The sequence below is a fragment of the Micromonospora sp. NBC_00821 genome, assembly GCF_036347035.1.
Taxonomy (GTDB): Bacteria; Actinomycetota; Actinomycetes; order Mycobacteriales; family Micromonosporaceae; genus Micromonospora; species Micromonospora hortensis.
The window spans coordinates 5,733,066-5,749,223 of sequence record NZ_CP108880.1 but is presented as its reverse complement, the minus strand read 5'-3'; the positions used below and the strand labels follow the sequence as shown (position 1 = coordinate 5,749,223).

Sequence of the window (16,158 nt, the reverse complement as noted above, 5' to 3'; positions counted from 1 at the left end):
CGCTCGCGACGATGAACGGGGAGACGCTGTGGAGTTGACGTTGACGCCGATGACGGCACAGGAGTTGGCCCGCCTGCTCGAATCACTGGAGCAGGGGTACGCCGAGGACCTGGTGGCGCATCGGGGGCTGACCCCGGAGGCGGCCCTCGACCGGTCGGTCACCCAGATCCGGGAGTCTCTGCCGGCGGGCGCGGCCACCGAGGGCGCCCTGCTGCGGGTGGGCCGGGTCGGTGACACCGAGGTCGGCTGGATCTGGGTGACACTGCCGACGGCCGCCGCCCCGAACCAGGCCTGGATCCACAACATCGAGGTGCACGAGGAGCACCGGGGACACGGGCACGCGCGGCGGATGATCCAGCTCATCGAGGCGGAACTCGCCCACCTCGGCGTGGCCGAGCTGGGTCTGAACGTCTTCGGCACGAACACCGTGGCGATCGGCCTCTACCGCAGTCTGGGCTTCGAGGTCACCTCGCAGCAGATGGCGAAGCGCCTCACCCCGGCGGGCTGAGCTGCCGGCGGCCCCGGGGACGGGTCCCTTCGGCAGGACTGTTCACCTGCCCAGCGGGAACCCGGCGCGGACCGCACCTGGGGAGGAGCGACGGATGACGCACGGCGCCGGACTGACCATCGGTGTGCTCGGCTCGTACGGTGGGCGAAACCTCGGCGACGAGGCGATCCTCACCGGCCTGCTCACCGATCTGCGTACGCAGGAACCGAACGCCCGGATCATCGTCTTCTCTCGGAATCCGGAGCACACCCGGGCCGCCCATCCGGACGTCGAAGCGGTGCCCTGGGAGGGCGTGAGCCGTACCGACTCGGCCCTGGTCCTGGCCCAGCTCGACCTGCTCATCCTGGGCGGCGGCGGCATCCTGTACGACAGGGAGGCCCGCCGTTACCTGCGGGTGGTCCGGGTGGCCCAGGAACGCGGCCTGCCGCTGATCACGTACGCGGTGGGGGTCGGGCCGCTCAGCGACGGGGTGGACACCGGCATGGTCCGGGAGACGCTCTCCAGCGCGACCCAGGTGACCGTCCGGGACCAGGAGTCCCGGATGGTGCTGGAGGAGGCCGGCCTGCTCAATCCGATCACTGTCACCGCGGATCCGGCGTTCCTTCTGCAACCGGAGGAGTTTCCGGCCCACCTGCTGGCCGAGGAGGGTGTGCCGGTCGGCAAGCGCCTCGTCGGGATCAGCGTGCGGGAGCCGGGCCGGGCCGCCGAACGCCTCGACGTGGACGGCTACCACCGGCTGCTGGCCCAGATCGGTGACTTTCTGGTACACCGGATCGACGCGTACGTGCTGTTCGTGCCGATGGAGCGCGACGACATCCGGCACTCCCACGGGGTGCTGTCGCACATGGTCGCCGCCGAGCGAGGTCGCATCCTGCACGGCACCTACTCTCCGCAGCAGGTGCTGGGGCTGATGCGCCACTTCGACCTGGCCGTCGGCATGCGCCTGCACTTCCTGATCTTCGCGGCGATGGTCGGTACGCCGTTCCTGCCCCTGCCGTACGCCGGCAAGGTCTTCGACCTGGCCCAACGGCTCGGCGTGCCGGCGCTACGCGGCGTGGAGCGGGAGGTCGAGGGCCCGCTGCTGGCCGAGGTCGACCGACTCTGGGACGAGCGGGAGCAACGCGCCGAGGCCACCGCACGACGGGTGGCGGAGGTGTGCGACCAGGCGCGGGGCACCTCGGAGGTCACCCGCGGCGTGTTGGAGAGCCTGCGAAGCCAGGCGCTCACCCGCGTCTGAGCGGGCGGTCACACCGCCGGGCCGGTCCACCGGTAGCACCACTCGCGGGCCTCCTCGCGGGCGGTCTCCAACTCGTAGATCTGCGCGTCGGCCAGCCCACCGGAGCCGAGGTGATGGTGGGTCAGCGGCGGACGGCCGTTGCTGTCCAGTTCGACGGTGATGGTCTGCCCGTCCGCCGTGCCGCCGACGAGAAGGATCTGCACGGATGAAGCCATGCGCCCATCCTGCCCGGCCCAGCGCCAGCCCGCAGCGGATAGCGGGGCAGCGGGGCGCCCGGCCCGTGGCTAGGGTCGGCGGATGGAGCAGACGATCGATCCCACGCTCGGTCCGGTGCTCGCCCGCACCGGCGACGAACGCGCCGTCCTGACCTCGTTCCTCGACTTCCACAGGGCCGTTGTGCTGCGCAAACTGCGCGGTCTCTCCGACGCCGACGCCCGACGCCGGCTGGTGCCGTCGGCGACCACGCTCGCCGGGCTGGTCAAGCACCTGACGCTGGTCGAGCGGAACTGGTTCCCGACCCTGTTGGCTCCCGAGCCCGACGACGTCTACCTGACCTCCGAGGAGGACGCGGTCGCCAGCTTCACGCTGGGCGACCAGGAAAGCACCGTCATGCTCACCGAGGCATACGAGCGCGCCTGTGCCCGCTCCCGGGCGGTCGCCGCGAGCATCGACCTCGACCACGTGGTGCCGCACCCGCAGCTCGGTGAGGTGTCGCTGCGCTGGATTCTGGTGCACATGATCGAGGAGACGGCCCGGCACGCGGGCCACGCCGACATCCTGCGCGAGCTGACCGACGGCGAGGCCGGCGCGCTCTGAGCCCCCTGGTCGCCGCACGCCGCCGGTCGTCAACCGGTGGGCAACAGGCCCGGCGGGTACTCCATCCCGTCGTGCGTACAGGCCGCGGCGGCAACCCGCGCCGCGTACCGGGCGGCACGCGTCAGTGGCTCAGCGCGTAACCGGGCGGCGATCAGGCCGGCCGCGAAGGCGTCGCCCGCCCCGTTGCTGTCGACCACCGGCTTTTCCGGGGCGGCGGGTGGCACGGGCACCGCGGTGCCGTCACCCGGGTACAGCTCGGCGCCGTCCGCGCCGCGGGTCACCACCACCGTCCGGGGCGCCAGCCTGCCGGCGAGCGACGGGGCCCGGCCGCCCAACCGCACCCCGCTCAGCAGAACCAGGTCGGCGACCTGCGCGAACGGCTGGTGGTAGGTGTTCTCGCCGTCCCAGTCGTGCAGGTCGGTGGAGAGCACCACGCCCGCCGGAACGGCAGCCCGCACGGCGGACAGCAACGGCACTGTCCAGTCCATGATCGAGAGGTGGACGTGCCGGGCGTCACGGACCAGTGCGGCCAACTCGGCGGCGGAAAATGGTGGACCACCCTGCCACGGGCGCGGGTCGTACAGCGACGTGCGCCGCCCGCCCGGATCCACCAGGTTCACCGACCGGCGGGTGCCGCCCGGGTGCTCGGCCAGCAGCGCCGGCACCTCGGCCCGGGTCAACGCCGCCCGGACCAGCTCACCGGCCGGATCGGCACCGATGGTGTCGACAACCAGTACGCGCAGGCCGAGCGCCCGGGCGGCCAAGGCCACCCCGGCACCGGTGTTGCCGATCCGCAGCTCGATCGGCTCGACGGTGTGGGAATCGGCAGCCGGGAGGGGCAGCGCGGGCACCCGAACCCGTACGTCCACCCCAAGCCCGCCAAGAACCAGCAGATCGATCACGAAGCCGACGCTAGCCCGTCACCCCTCCCACCTCCAGCCCTCCGCGATCTTGCGTTTTCTGTGGCGACAAAAGGTGCACAGTTCGCAGAACGACGACACAAACTGCAAGATCGCGCAGGTGGGCCGGTGGGTGCGGACGCCTGGTCGGGCGGGCCGCCTATTCTGGGGGCGGGCGGCGACTAGGGGGAGCAGGTGCTGGTCATCCACGGGCTGTGGTTGCCCGGCGGCAGCTCGACCGGCGGCCTCGCCGTCTGGGCCGAGGACAGCGCCGCACCGATTCCCGCTGCGCGTTCGGGCCGGCCAGCCCGGGAACGCCCGCATCCGTTCGCCGCCGGGCACACCGACCTGGCCGCCGTCCTCGCCGACGCCGCCGAGCCGAGCCGGCCGGACACCGCGCTCATCACCCTGCCCACGCTGGCGGGCGCGCCGACCGACTCACCCGAGCTGATCAGGACCACCGTCGCACCTGCGGCCCGTGGTCGGCTCACGCTGGCCGGGTGGCGGGTGCCCACACTGGTGTACGCCCCGGACGACGCCCTGTCGCTGCTGCGAGCCCTGGACGACATCCCGGCGGTGTCCGGGGCCACAGTGCGGCACCTCGCCGAGCTGGCCGACTTCGCCGCCGACCTGGTGAGCCGTGGCCGCGTCCTCCCCGGCGTGCGCACGACGACGGTCGACCAGACGCGCGTTGCTGGCGCGACGGCGGGTGACTGGATGCCCGGCGCTGGCGCGACGGCGGCGTCGGGCGGTGCCGGGCAGGTGCCAGCGCAGGCGGTCTGGCGTCCGCTGCTGACCGGCACCGACGCCGCCTGGGCGCGCTCGCTGGCGCTGGCCCTGCCACCCGCCGCCCGAGCCGCCGTCCTGCCGCAGCCCGCTGCCGCGCTGCCGTCCACCGCCGCCGCGCTGCCGTCCTCCGCCGCCGCTGCTCAGGGGTCTACCGGGAGCGCCGTCACCTCCGCTGCGGGGACCGTCGGCTCGGGCGGGCCTGAGCTGACCGCTGCCGCCCTGGTCGCGGATGCGCTGGACGCGTTGACCGACGCCGCCGCGCGGGCCGCGCTGGCGACCACCACGCTGGCCCGGGGGCTGCGCCCGGGTGGTCCGGCGCCGGCCTGGCTGGCCGCCCTCGCCGGCCCGCAGCGGGACTTCACCATCGACCCGGCCGGGCTGTCCACTCTCTCCGCCGAACTGGACGCCTGGCAGCGCGACGCCGCCGGTGGCCCGGTGCGGGCCAGTTTCCGCCTTGTGGAACCGGCCCCCGACGAGGTCACCGAACCGATCCTGGCCACCCGAGCGGTGCCCGCCGACGGCGCGCCGGTGCCGGTGTCCGCCGATGGTGCGTCGGTGCCCGCCGATGGTGCGTCGGTGTCCGCCGATGGTGCGTCGGTGTCCGCCGACGGTGCGTCCGTGCCGGTGCTCGCCGACAGCGCGCCGGTGTCGGTCGGGTCGATCGGTGCCGGGCGCTGGCGGTTGGAGTTCGGGTTGCAGGCCGCGGACGAACCCGGCCTGCACGTCGACGCCGGGGACATCTGGCGAGCGCCGCAGACCCTCGGCGGCCTGGTCGGTCGGACGACCAGCCCGCAGGAGACGCTCCTCGCCGAGCTGGGCCGGGCCAGCCGGCTCTGGCCGGACCTGGACGCCGCGCTGCGCACCGCCGCCCCGGAGGCGATGGAACTCGACGTCGAGGGGGCGCACCGTTTCCTCAGTGCGGGCGCACCGGTGCTGCACGCAGCGGGTTTCGGAGTGCTGCTGCCGTCCTGGTGGCAGCGGCCGTCGGCGCGACTGGGCGCCCGGTTGCGAGCGCGCAGCCGCACCGCGCCGGGCACTGTGGGTGGCGCCGACGCCGGTGTCGGCCTGGACGCCCTGGTCGACTACCGCTGGGAGATCGCGCTCGGTGACCACCCGCTCTCCGCCGAGGAGTTGGCGGCGCTGGCCGAGACGAAGACCCCGCTGGTGCGGCTCCGCGGCCGGTGGGTGGAACTGGACCCGGGGCGGCTCGCGGCCGGGCTGCGTCTGCTCCGCTCCGCGGGTGAGCTGACCGTCGCCGACCTGCTCCGCCTCGGGCTGGCCGACGGCGAGGCCACCGGCGAGCTGCCGGTGCTGGAGGTGATCGCCGACGGGGCGCTGGGCGACCTGCTCGCCGGCGCGGTCGAGCGGCGGCTCACCCCGCTGGACCCGCCACCGGGCTTTCGGGGGACGCTGCGGCCGTACCAGCAGCGAGGGCTGGCCTGGCTGGCCTTCCTGCGCTCACTCGGTCTGGGTGGTGTGCTCGCCGACGACATGGGGCTGGGCAAGACTGTGCAACTGCTCGCGCTGCTCGCCGGGGACCCACCGGAGGCCGGGCCGACGCTGCTGGTCTGTCCGATGTCGCTGGTCGGCAACTGGCAGCGGGAGGCGGCCCGGTTCACCCCGGAGTTGCGGGTCCACGTACACCATGGCGCCGAGCGGGCGCGGGGGGCGGAGTTCATAGCGGCCGCGCACGGCGCGGACCTGGTCCTCACCACCTACTCGGTGGCTGCCCGCGACGCCGCCGACCTGGCCGGCATCGACTGGCACCGGGTGGTGGTGGACGAGGCGCAGGCGATCAAGAACGCGTCGACCCGGCAGGCCGAGGCGGTTCGCGCCCTGCCCGCCCGGCAGCGGGTGGCGGTGACCGGTACACCGGTGGAGAACCGCCTCGCCGACCTCTGGTCGATCATGCAGTTCGCCAATCCGGGTCTGCTCGGGCCGGCCGCGACGTTCCGCAAACGGTTCGCCGAGCCGATCGAGCGGCACGGCGACGCCGAGGCCGCCGAGCGGCTCCGCCGGATCACCGGCCCGTTCGTGTTGCGCCGGCTCAAGACCGACTCGTCGATCATCTCCGACCTGCCGGAGAAGCTGGAGATGGAGGTGCTCTGCAACCTCACCGCTGAGCAGGCAGCCCTGTACCAGGTGGTGGTCGACGACATGCTCGCCCGGATCGAGACCAGCGACGGCATCGAACGACGCGGCCTGGTGCTGGCCACCATGACCCGACTCAAGCAGGTGTGCAACCACCCCGCCCAGTTGCTGCGTGACGGCTCACCGCTGGAGGGCCGCTCCGGCAAGCTGGCTCGGCTCACCGAGATCCTGGAGGAGGTGCTGGCGGCGGGGGAGCGGGCACTGCTCTTCACCCAGTACGCCGAGTTCGGTGCGATGTTGCGGGGTCACCTGTCGGCACGGTTCGGCCGGGAGGTGCTGTTCCTGCACGGTGGCCTCGGCAAGGCCGAGCGGGACGCCCTGGTGCAGCGTTTCCAGTCGGCGGAGGGCCCGCCGCTGTTCGTCCTCTCCCTCAAGGCCGGCGGCACCGGGCTGACCCTGACCGCGGCGAACCACGTGGTGCATGTGGACCGGTGGTGGAACCCGGCGGTCGAGGACCAGGCCACCGACCGGGCGTTCCGGATCGGGCAGCGCCGACGGGTGCAGGTGCGCAAGTTCGTGTGCGCCGGCACTGTCGAGGAGAAGGTGGCCGCGATGATCGCCGACAAGCGGAGCCTCGCCCAACGGGTGGTCGGCACCGGCGAGCAGTGGATCACCGAGTTGTCCACCGGCCAGTTGCGGGACCTGTTCGCCCTGGAAGCCGGCGCGGTGGTCGAGTGACGGATTTCGCCGACTACGGGCGCCCACGTCGGGTCGACGGGGGCCTGCGGGCACGCAGTGCCCGGGGCGCGATCGGCCGGTCCTGGTGGTCGCGGCGTTTCCTGGAGGTGCTGGAGTCGTTCGCGCTCGGCACCCGGCTGACCCGGGGCCGGTCGTACGCGCGGGCCGGTCAGGTGCTCACGCTCGACATCACACCCGGGCGGGTCAACGCGGTGGTGCAGGGCTCCCGGCCGCAGCCTTACCAGGTGTCGATCGCGCTGAAGCCGTTCCCGGCGGCGCTCTGGTCCCGAATCGAGGACGAGCTGGCCGGGCAGGCGTTCTTCAGCGCCCGGCTGCTCGCCGGGGACCTCCCCGAGGAGTTGGAGGAGCTGTTCACCGCCGCCGGCGCGCCGCTCTTCCCGGCGGCCGTGGACGAGTTGACCCAGCGCTGCAACTGCCCCGACTTCGCGGTGCCGTGCAAGCACCTCGCGGCGACGTTCTACCTGCTGGCCGAGGCGTTCGACGCGGACCCGTTCGAGCTGCTGCACTGGCGAGGTCGGTCCCGGGCGGAGTTGCTCGACGCGCTCCGTGCCCGGCGGGCCGCGACCACCGGTGTCACCCCACCGTCCGCACCGGTCGGCTCACCGTCCGGACCGGACGGTGCGGTGTCGACAGTGGACGTCGTCGCCCCGGTCGGTGCCGCTCGGGCGCTCGCCGGGCTGTCGGCGACGCCGCTGGCGGATACGGCGGACCGGTTCTGGTCAGCGCCGGTGCCGCTGCCGGATCGTCCGCCCCGACTGGTGACCGGCACCGACCTGCTGCTGCGCCAGCTCGGAGCGCCGGCCCCGGCCATCGGTGGGCCGGGACTGCTCGAACGGTTGCGCCGCGCGTACCGGGCGTTCGGTCCGGCCGACAGGTGAGCTGTCACGTCCACCGGTGGGGCCGTCCCGTTGAGCGGTTGGACAGTCACGTCCAGCGGCGGCGGAACCGCCACATGATCGCGGCGTTGGCCACCAGCACCACCGCGCAGATCGCGCCGGTGAGTCGACCGGCGAACACGGCTATCGCCGGCAGCGACGCCCACAGCACGATGGTCAACAACATCAGGTAGCGGCCCCTGCGGGCTCGGGCCCTGTGGTCCAGTCGGTTGAAGAAGGCCGGGTCACTTTCCCGGAGCTGACGGGTGATCTGGTCGAATCTGCGCTGATCCTCTTTGCTGAGCATGGCGCTGCCTTCCCCTCACGCGTTCAGCGGTTCGGCGGCATACCCGCTGCGGTGGCGGCTCACGCTCACCCGCTGCTGCTACTTTTCCTCCACGCGAGCGCGCTTCATGTCCGGCTTACCTGAACCTTAAGTTTGCCTTTGGTGGTGAACGACGCCGAAACTGTCGCGTACGGCGGCGTGGTCCGATCCGTGCTCGGCTGCCGCGCGTACGCCCTGCTGGGAAGGTCTGCGGGCAGGTCCATCCCATCGCCCACCGCCGAGGTCGCGCTGAGCGCTGTCTTAAGTGCCCCCACGAGTGGGTTCCGGCCACCTTGAAGGGCCCTGGGGCCTTGGTTACCTTGCCGTAGCAACCCCCTCAGGCAACAGTCGCCGCACCTGCCGCACCTGCCCGGTAGCAGCTTCCGGCGCTCATCAGAAATCGGGATTGGTACATGGCCGACCAGAATGTGCCACCACGTCGACCGCGGGACGACCGCGGTTGGGACGGACATCAGCACCCCAGCGCTGACGGCTACGGCGACCCCCACACGCCCGCGCCCTACGGCTACGACTCGCCCCACCCCTACCAGGGCGGCTACGCCGCGCCGGCCGACCCGCGTGAGCAGTACGCCGGGCAGCCCGCGCCCGCCCCGCGCGGTCCGCAGTGGGTCGGACCGGAGGGCCTCGGCCGTCCGGCCCCGGCACGACCGGCCGGCACCGGACTGCCCACCCTCGACGATGACAACGAGCCGGGTCGCAAGGTCGGCCGACGGAAGGCGATGGTGGCCCTCGGCGGCACCGCCGCCGTCGTCGCCGGTGGCGCGGCACTCGCCATGACCCCGCAGATCCGTGGCCTCTTCGGCGACGAGGCGGCGGCCGGCGACGCGACCGGCAGCACGGTGACCGACGGCACCGCGGCGCGGCCCAGCGGCCAGCAGCCCAGCACCGTGCGTACCTACACCGAGCAGAACGAAAGCTACATGGGTTCGCGGGCCGGTGAGGCGCTGAAGAAGAACGCGCCGGCCGGTGGTCGCACCTTCTCCGGCCCGGCAGCGGCCGCGGCGGCGACCAAGGTGACAGTGAAGACCGTGCTGGCCAAGGACCCGATCCTGCACCTGGCCCGGCGCGCCACCTTCGGCGCGACGCCGGCTGTGGTCGCCGACATCAAGCGCGACGGCATGGACGCCTGGATCCGCGCCCAGCTGGACCCGGAGAAGTTGGAGCCGAGCAAGGGTGAGCTGAAGCTCGCCGAGCTGCCGACCCAGAAGCTCTCCGTGCAGCAGCTGCGTGACCAGCGGGACAAGCTCAACGAGCAGGACGCGCACCCGGAGCGGGAGATGGTCGACGCCACCATCGCCCGGCAGATCTGGTCCAAGCGCCAACTGTTCGAGGTGATGGTCGACTTCTGGAACGACTTCCTGCACGTCGCCGCGGACTTCGACGGCGGCGAGGTGTACCGCAGCTCGTTCGACCAGGACGTCGTGCGCAAGCACGCGCTGGGCAGCTACCCGGAGATGCTGGTCGCCGCGAACAAGCACCCGGCGCTGCTGATCTACCTGAACCAGAAGGACTCCCGCAAGGACGCGATCAACGAGAACCTCGCCCGGGAGAACCTCGAGCTCTACTCGGTCGGCGTCGACGGCGGCTACAAGGAGCCGGACGTCCGGCAGGCCGCCATGTTGCAGACCGGCCGCGGTGTGGACGACAAGGGCAAGTACGTCTTCCGCCCCGAACAGCACTACGTCGGCAAGGTGAAGATCCTCGGCTTCACCCACGCGAACAACTCGGCCGACCCGAAGAAGGCCGAAGCGGCGATCGACGCGTACATCACCTACATCGCGACGCACCCGTCGACAGCGAAGTACGTGGCGCAGAGCCTGGCCACCCGGTTCGTCTCGGACACCCCGCCGAAGTCCCTCGTGGACCGGCTGGCCAAGACGTACACCACGAACAAGGGCATGATCAAGCCGGTCCTGATGACGCTGTTCTGCTCGTCGGAGTTCTGGGCCGGCGTGGGTCAGAAGGTGCGCCGGCCGATGGAGTACCTGGTCGCCACGTACCGCACGCTGGGTGTCTCGCCGGAGGCGTCGCCGAAGCACAACAACGGCGACAGCAAGCGCACCGCGTACGCCCGCGGGCTGCGCCAGATCCACGACAAGATGCGCGAGTTGGGTCAGTCCCCGATGGGTCATCCGACCCCGGACGGCTACCCGGACGTCTACGTCGCGTGGACCTCGGCCGGCACGATGGTCAACGGCTGGAACGAGGCGGGCGAGATCCTCGGCGGCTACCGCACCACCTTCACGTACACGGCGCCGGAGAAGCTGGTCGCCAAGCCACCGGCGACGGCCGGGGCGTACGTGGACGCGCTCTCCCTGCGGCTGGTGGGCCAGAAGTTGAGCACGCGGGAGAAGAACCTCATCCTCGGCGTGGCCGGTGTGGCGGCGACCACCAAGGTCGACGCCACGTTCAACGGGGCCATCACCGCCGTCGCGCGGGCGATCCTCGCTTCCCCCCAGCACCACCTCCGGTGAGGCACCCGATGGAGAAGACTGTGTACAACTCTTTCCCCCTGCACCCCGAATGCCCCGACGTGCGACGGCTGGCCGACAACCCGGCCGAGGCGTTGCTGCGCGCCGAGGCGGACATCGTCGCCGCCGAGAACGCCGCCGAGTTCGACAGGTACCGCACCCTGGAGGACCTGGAGGAGGCCCAGCAGGACGGTCGCGGCGTGACCCGGCGGACCTTCGTCGCCGGTGCCGCCGCCACCGCCACCGCGCTGGCCACCGCCCAGTTCGTCACCACCTCGGCGTCGTTCGCGGCGACCAAGACCGGCACCCTGATCCACGTCTTCCTCTACGGCGGGCTGGACGGCCTGAGCCTGATCGCGCCGGACAACGACGCGGTGCTCAACAAGGCCCGGCCCGACCTGCTGCTCGGCAACGACTCGCTGTCCCTGGGCCGCGGCTTCAAGCTGACCAGCGCGTTCAAGCCGTTGGAGAAGTGGCTCACGGCCGGTCAGTTGGGCTTCATCCCGGCGGTCTCCGACGAGCGGCTGTCCCGCAGCCACTTCCAGGCCGCCGACGCCTGCAACCTGGGTGGGCTGCCCAACGAGACCGGCGGCCGGGGTTGGCTCGACGGTCTGGTCGACAACCTGGGCAAGGGCACCGCGTTCCGCAGCGTCGGCATCGGCAGCACGCTGCCGCGTTCGCTGGTCGGCAACAACGGCGCGCTCTCGCTGAACAACGTCGGCTCCCTGCGGCTCAACGGTGACGAGCGGTTCCGGGCCGCCACCGAGAAGGCCATCAAGGGCCTCTTCACCGGGATCAACCACCCGGTCGAGGAAGCCGTGCAGGAGGGCATGGGAGCGCTGGCCACCGCCCAGAAGCTCGCCGCCAAGCCGTACCAGCCCGCCGAGGGCGTCAAGTACGAGGGCGTCGGCAACGCGTTCCAGCAGCTCGCCCAGTTGATCAAGGGCGGCGCCAACGTCCGGGTCGCCACCGTCGGCATGGGCGGCTACGACACCCACGAGAACCAGGGCACCCGCGAGGGTGGCCAACTGCACCGCCGGCTCAACGAGCTGGCCAGCGCGATGGCCGCCTTCTTCACCGACCTCGGCCCGAAGGCCGCCGACGTGACGATCATGGTGTCCAGCGAGTTCGGCCGTCGGGTCGGCTCCAACAACAACGGCACCGACCACGGACACGGCGGTGTGGTCACCCTGCTGTCCGGCAAGAAGCTGGCCGGTTCGCTGCTGGGCACCTGGAACGGTCTGGACAAGCTGGACTCCGGTGACGTGCCCGAGTACAACAACATGTTCAACGTCTACGGCGCCGTGGCGCAGGGCCGGTTCGGGCTCACCAACGCGGAGGTCGACAAGGTCTTCCCCCGCCAGAAGTACGCCCCGATGAAGCTGTACGCGTGACGCATTCGCACACCCACGCCGCCGGCCGTCGTACCGGGACCTCGTCCCGGCACGGCGGCCGGTCGGCTGCACCCGTACCCCCGCAGATCCCGGACCGGCGCGGACCCGGCGGCCGACGGCTGCTGGGTGTGCTGCTCCTGGTCGGCCTGCTCGCCAGCGTGCTGCCCTGGTGGCTGGGCACCCCGGCCGGATCGCTGCGGACCACCGCGGCAACAGTCACCTCGGCCGGCCGGATCACCGGCCTGGTCGCCGGCTACCTGCTGTTGGTGCAGGTGCTGATGATGAGCCGACTGCCGGTGCTGGAACGGTGGATCGGCGGCGAGCACATGGCCCGCTGGCACCGGGACATCGGCGCCACCCTGCTGGTCACCGTGCTGGCACACATGTCGCTGATCCTGGTCGGCTACGCCGACCTGCGTAAGCAGTCGATCCTCGCCGAGGTCGGCACGTTGCTCGGCGACTACGAGGACATGGTCTCGGCGTTCGTCGCCACCGGCATCATGATGCTCGTCGGGTTCAGCAGCATCCGGGCGATCCGGCGGGCGTTGCCCTACGAGATGTGGCACCTGCTGCACCTGTCCAGCTACCTGATCCTGCTGCTCGGCTTCGGCCACCAGTTCGCCCACGGCGCGCAGCTCTACCGGCCCGGCCCGGTGCGCACCGGCTGGATCGCGCTCTACGTGCTGGTGGTCGCCGCCCTGCTCTGGGGCCGCGTGATCGCGCCGCTGGCGTTCAACCTGCGCTACAAGCTGCGGGTCGCCGACGTGGTCGCCGAGAGCCCCGACACCATCTCCATCTACCTCACCGGGGAGCGGCTCGGCCGGCTGGCGATGCTCGGCGGCCAACACTTCCGCTGGCGGTTCCTCACCCGGGGCTGCTGGTGGCAGTCGCACCCGTTCTCCGTCTCCGCCGCCGCCAACGGCCGCTGGCTGCGGGTCACCGTCAAGGTGGTCGGCACCCACACCGCCGACCTGCGCGACCTGGAACCGGGCACCCGGGTCTGGGCCGAAGGCCCGTCGGGCACCTTCACCGCCGCGCACCGGCTCGGTGAGCGGGCGCTGCTGATCGCCGGCGGCAGCGGCATCACCCCGATCCGGGCCATGCTGGAAGAGCTGCCGCCGGGCGCCGCGCTGATCTACCGCGCCCGCACACCGGCCGACGTGCTGCTCAGCCGCGAGTTGGACTGGCTGGCCCAGGAACGCCACACCTCCGTCTGGTACGTCATCGGCTCCCGCGACGACCCCGGCCCCCGCCAGTTGATGAGCCCGGACGGGCTGCGGCAACTGGTGCCCGACGTGGCCCGCCGCGACGTCTACCTGTGCGGGCCACCCGGTCTGGTGGAACAGTCGGTGCGGGCGCTGCGGCGGGCCGGCGTGCCCCGACGGCAGATCCACCTGGCCACGTTCGAGCTGTAGGAAGGGCATCCCCATGCGTCGCGCGCTCCTCGCGATCACCGGCCTGGCCGCCAGCACCACCGCGCTCGTGGTGTTCAAGGGCTCGCCAGGCACCAGCCAGGTCGCCCAGAACCTGCCGACAGCGCAGCCGGTCAACCCCTCCGGGGCGGGCACCGACCCCGGTGCCCTCGCGGATGCGCCGGGCACCGACCCGGCCGGCGGCACGCCGACGTCATCGGCAAGCGCCAAGCCGTCGACGTCGCCCAAGCCCGGCAAGACCACCGCGCGCCCGTCGGGCACCAAGACGACGAAGGCACCCAGCGCTCCGCGGACCACCACCAAGGCACCCCAGTCGACCACCCGGCGGATCGACGGAAACGGCTTCGACGCGGTTGAGGGCAGCCAGAAGTACGGGTACGTGCTGGTGCAGATCGTCGTCTCGGGTAACCGGATCGTCGACGCCGTCGCGCTGTCGCTGCCCAGCGGGGGTGAATCCGACATCCACAGTGGCGACGTTCGTACCGCCTACGACGGCAGCGGCGCCGAGGTGGTGCAGAAGCAGAGCGCCAACCTCAACACCGTCTCCGGTGCCACAGCCACCAGCGACGCCTACAAGCAGTCGCTGCGGTCCGCCATCGAGCAGGCCTTCTGACGTGCGGGCCACGCTGACCCGACCCGGGCTGTGCCGGGTCGAACAGATCATGGGTACGACGATCACCCTGGACCTCGCCGACGATCTGCCACCGGCGACAGCGCGCGAGCTGGCGGACGAGGTCTTCGCCTGGATGCACGAGGTGGACACGCGGTTCAGCACCTACAAGCCGGACAGCGAGGTGTGCCGCTTCGACAGGGGTGAGGTGCTGCTCTCCGAGGCGTCAGCGGACCTGCGGTACGTGCTGGAGACCTGCGCCGACCTGTGGGGCGCCACCGACGGGTTCTTCGACGCGTACGCCACCGGTCGGCTCGACCCGTCCGGCTACGTCAAGGGCTGGGCCGCTCAGGTCGCCTCGGACCGCCTCGTCGCGGCCGGGGCCGTCAACCACTGCGTGAACGCCGGCGGCGACGTACGGGTGCGGGGCCTGTCGCCGTCCGGGGAGCCGTGGCGTATCGGCATCCGGCACCCGTGGGACGCGATGGCGGCCTGCCTGGTGCTCAGCGGGACCGACCTGGCAGTGGCCACGTCCGGCGTGTACGAGCGGGGCCGGCACGTGCTGGACCCGCGCCGGGGCGCACCGGCCAGTGGGCTGCGCTCGGTGACGGTGGTCGGCACCGACCTCGGGGTGGCCGACGCGTACGCCACCGCAGCCCTCGCCATGGGCACCCCCGGCCTCAACTGGCTGGCCCGCCTGGACGACCACACCCACGCGGCGATAACCGACAACGCCCGCCAATACCACTCCGCCAACCTCCCCCTAATCGACTAGCCCCCGCACCCCCCGCCCCCCGCGCGCCCCCCGCGCGCCCCTCCGCTCCCCGCGATCTTGCAGTTTCGGTTGCTGGCTTGTCCCGTTATGTAGAGATTGTCGGGACAGAAAGTGCAAGATCGACGGGAGTTTGGGGTGGGGGTCGCGGTGACCGACTAGCGGAGGGGGCGGTGGGTGCCGGCTGGGCGGGAGCCGGTGGGGCGTGGGCGGCCGGGGCGGGACCCGGACGGGCGGGTGCCGGCCCAGCGGCGCCCCGGGTGGCTGCGCCGGGGCGGCTCGGTGCCGCCGGGATGAGGCGCTCTGTCGTTTGTGGACATCGTTCCCCCGTTCGTGGCGCGCGTTCGCACCGTCCCCCTGTCAACGAGGACCGACGCCTCGGCGACGCTGTCGGGCACCGGATCGAATCGTCGACCGGGCCGGTTCACATGCCTCGTCGGGGCAGCGGCAGGTGACCGGGGAGCAGGTCGGGGGCGAGCGTCACCCCGGCGGCGCGTAGCGCCCCGATCAACGTGTTCTGCACGAGGTACGAATCCGGAAGCTGCCAGCGTGCCTGCTCCGGGGCGACCGCCCAGCGGACAGTGCCCTCCGGCAGCCGGGTGGGCGGCGCGGGGATCCACGAGCCCGGCCCGTGCCGGACCACGTGGAAGCAGTGCTCCAACTCCGGCCGGAGCGGGTCGCCGGGGCGGACCAGGAACATCCACCGCCCGGTGGGCGTGACCAGCACCGGTCCGCGTACGCCGGTGCCGGCCGGGTGGATCTGGACCGCGTCGAGCACGTGTCGGCCGAGGTGGGCGGGCACCTCCAGCACGTCGAAGGCTCGGCCGGTGGGCAGCAGCACCCCGTGTGGTCGGCTCCGCCACCAGGTCGCCACCCGGGCCGGGTCGGCGCTGGCGGCCAGTTCCCAGTTCTCCAGGGCGGGGTGGCAGCCCACTGTGGGACAGCCGGCCCGCCCGCAGACGAAGCGGCTGCGGGCCAGACAGGCGCCCGGCGTGACTTCCCAGCCGTGTACCGCGTACCGGATGGCGACCCGGCGCAGCCGGACCCGTTCCAGCGGCGACAGTTCGGCAACGCGCGGTACGACATTCCCCCACATGTGTGCCAACTCCTCTCGTCGGGCCCGGCGTTCGCCAGGTCGCATGTCGAGCACCGTCACTG

The 16,158-nt window shown here is 72.1% G+C and carries 14 protein-coding genes; 10 read left to right on the top strand and 4 right to left on the bottom strand.

Features of this window, described 5'->3' with window-relative positions:
• Positions 1 to 28 precede the first annotated feature (28 nt).
• Together OHB44_RS26085 and OHB44_RS26080 are read left to right on the top strand one after the other, a co-directional pair.
• Positions 29 to 508: a GNAT family N-acetyltransferase gene (locus OHB44_RS26085; protein WP_238687232.1), complete on the top strand. Its 480-nt coding sequence runs from the start codon at positions 29 to 31 to the stop codon at positions 506 to 508.
• A 94-nt stretch (positions 509 to 602) separates the two neighbouring features.
• On the top strand, positions 603 to 1,745 hold the full coding sequence (locus tag OHB44_RS26080) for a polysaccharide pyruvyl transferase family protein (RefSeq protein WP_238687233.1): 1,143 nt from the start codon (positions 603 to 605) through the stop codon (positions 1,743 to 1,745).
• A gap of 8 nt (positions 1,746 to 1,753) precedes the next feature.
• Here the strand turns inward: OHB44_RS26080 and OHB44_RS26075 are convergent, their stop codons facing one another.
• Entirely contained in the window at positions 1,754 to 1,960 is a 207-nt protein-coding gene (locus OHB44_RS26075; RefSeq protein WP_238687234.1) for a hypothetical protein, read from the bottom strand.
• Between the two features lie 82 nt (positions 1,961 to 2,042).
• Here OHB44_RS26075 and OHB44_RS26070 point away from each other — a divergent pair, with 82 nt between their 5' ends.
• The gene (locus OHB44_RS26070) at positions 2,043 to 2,561 is read left to right on the top strand and encodes a DinB family protein (protein WP_266304784.1); all 519 of its coding nucleotides are present in this window, start codon (positions 2,043 to 2,045) and stop codon (positions 2,559 to 2,561) included.
• Between the two features lie 29 nt (positions 2,562 to 2,590).
• On the opposite strand, the gene OHB44_RS26065 is transcribed toward OHB44_RS26070, so the two are convergent.
• A complete protein-coding gene (locus OHB44_RS26065; protein WP_330438516.1) occupies positions 2,591 to 3,463 on the bottom strand; it encodes a carbohydrate kinase family protein in 873 nt (290 codons plus the stop codon).
• A 192-nt stretch (positions 3,464 to 3,655) separates the two neighbouring features.
• Here OHB44_RS26065 and OHB44_RS26060 point away from each other — a divergent pair, with 192 nt between their 5' ends.
• A complete protein-coding gene (locus OHB44_RS26060; RefSeq protein WP_330438515.1) occupies positions 3,656 to 7,078 on the top strand; it encodes a DEAD/DEAH box helicase in 3,423 nt (1,140 codons plus the stop codon).
• A complete protein-coding gene (locus OHB44_RS26055; protein WP_330438514.1) occupies positions 7,075 to 7,977 on the top strand; it encodes an SWIM zinc finger family protein in 903 nt (300 codons plus the stop codon). Before OHB44_RS26060 ends, OHB44_RS26055 begins: the two co-directional genes overlap by 4 nt.
• Before the next feature lie 46 nt (positions 7,978 to 8,023).
• On the opposite strand, the gene OHB44_RS26050 is transcribed toward OHB44_RS26055, so the two are convergent.
• Complete coding sequence (locus OHB44_RS26050) at positions 8,024 to 8,281, bottom strand: DUF3040 domain-containing protein (protein ID WP_091409372.1); 258 nt, start codon at positions 8,279 to 8,281, stop codon at positions 8,024 to 8,026.
• A gap of 431 nt (positions 8,282 to 8,712) precedes the next feature.
• Between OHB44_RS26050 and OHB44_RS26045 the strand changes: the two genes are divergently transcribed.
• Genes OHB44_RS26045 through OHB44_RS26025 form a run of 5 tightly spaced genes read left to right on the top strand, consistent with a single transcriptional unit; the run spans position 8,713 to position 15,003 of the window.
• On the top strand, positions 8,713 to 10,794 hold the full coding sequence (locus OHB44_RS26045; protein ID WP_238687239.1) for a DUF1800 domain-containing protein: 2,082 nt from the start codon (positions 8,713 to 8,715) through the stop codon (positions 10,792 to 10,794).
• Positions 10,795 to 10,802: 8 nt separating this feature from the next.
• On the top strand, positions 10,803 to 12,185 hold the full coding sequence (locus OHB44_RS26040; protein ID WP_238687240.1) for a DUF1501 domain-containing protein: 1,383 nt from the start codon (positions 10,803 to 10,805) through the stop codon (positions 12,183 to 12,185).
• On the top strand, positions 12,182 to 13,600 hold the full coding sequence (locus tag OHB44_RS26035) for a ferredoxin reductase family protein (protein ID WP_238687241.1): 1,419 nt from the start codon (positions 12,182 to 12,184) through the stop codon (positions 13,598 to 13,600). Before OHB44_RS26040 ends, OHB44_RS26035 begins: the two co-directional genes overlap by 4 nt.
• A 13-nt stretch (positions 13,601 to 13,613) precedes the next feature.
• Positions 13,614 to 14,231 (top strand): FMN-binding protein, encoded by a 618-nt coding sequence (locus OHB44_RS26030; protein ID WP_330438513.1) that lies wholly within the window; start codon positions 13,614 to 13,616, stop codon positions 14,229 to 14,231.
• 49 nt (positions 14,232 to 14,280) lie between these two features.
• Positions 14,281 to 15,003: an FAD:protein FMN transferase gene (locus OHB44_RS26025; RefSeq protein ID WP_330441280.1), complete on the top strand. Its 723-nt coding sequence runs from the start codon at positions 14,281 to 14,283 to the stop codon at positions 15,001 to 15,003.
• A gap of 421 nt (positions 15,004 to 15,424) precedes the next feature.
• On the opposite strand, the gene OHB44_RS26020 is transcribed toward OHB44_RS26025, so the two are convergent.
• Positions 15,425 to 16,096 (bottom strand): bifunctional DNA primase/polymerase, encoded by a 672-nt coding sequence (locus OHB44_RS26020; RefSeq protein WP_091409390.1) that lies wholly within the window; start codon positions 16,094 to 16,096, stop codon positions 15,425 to 15,427.
• Between the last annotated feature and the right edge of the window lie 62 nt (positions 16,097 to 16,158).

What these genes read in the sequence shown, in the direction of transcription:
- OHB44_RS26070 (WP_266304784.1), top strand. Translation starts at nt 2,043, where the DNA reads ATGGAGCAGACGATCGATCCCACGCTCGGTCCGGTGCTCGCCCGCACC.
- OHB44_RS26075 (WP_238687234.1), bottom strand. Translation starts at nt 1,960, where the DNA reads ATGGCTTCATCCGTGCAGATCCTTCTCGTCGGCGGCACGGCGGACGGG.
- OHB44_RS26020 (WP_091409390.1), bottom strand. Translation starts at nt 16,096, where the DNA reads ATGTGGGGGAATGTCGTACCGCGCGTTGCCGAACTGTCGCCGCTGGAA.
- OHB44_RS26080 (WP_238687233.1), top strand. Translation starts at nt 603, where the DNA reads ATGACGCACGGCGCCGGACTGACCATCGGTGTGCTCGGCTCGTACGGT.
- OHB44_RS26050 (WP_091409372.1), bottom strand. Translation starts at nt 8,281, where the DNA reads ATGCTCAGCAAAGAGGATCAGCGCAGATTCGACCAGATCACCCGTCAG.
- OHB44_RS26040 (WP_238687240.1), top strand. Translation starts at nt 10,803, where the DNA reads ATGGAGAAGACTGTGTACAACTCTTTCCCCCTGCACCCCGAATGCCCC.
- OHB44_RS26030 (WP_330438513.1), top strand. Translation starts at nt 13,614, where the DNA reads ATGCGTCGCGCGCTCCTCGCGATCACCGGCCTGGCCGCCAGCACCACC.
- OHB44_RS26045 (WP_238687239.1), top strand. Translation starts at nt 8,713, where the DNA reads ATGGCCGACCAGAATGTGCCACCACGTCGACCGCGGGACGACCGCGGT.
- OHB44_RS26025 (WP_330441280.1), top strand. Translation starts at nt 14,281, where the DNA reads ATGGGTACGACGATCACCCTGGACCTCGCCGACGATCTGCCACCGGCG.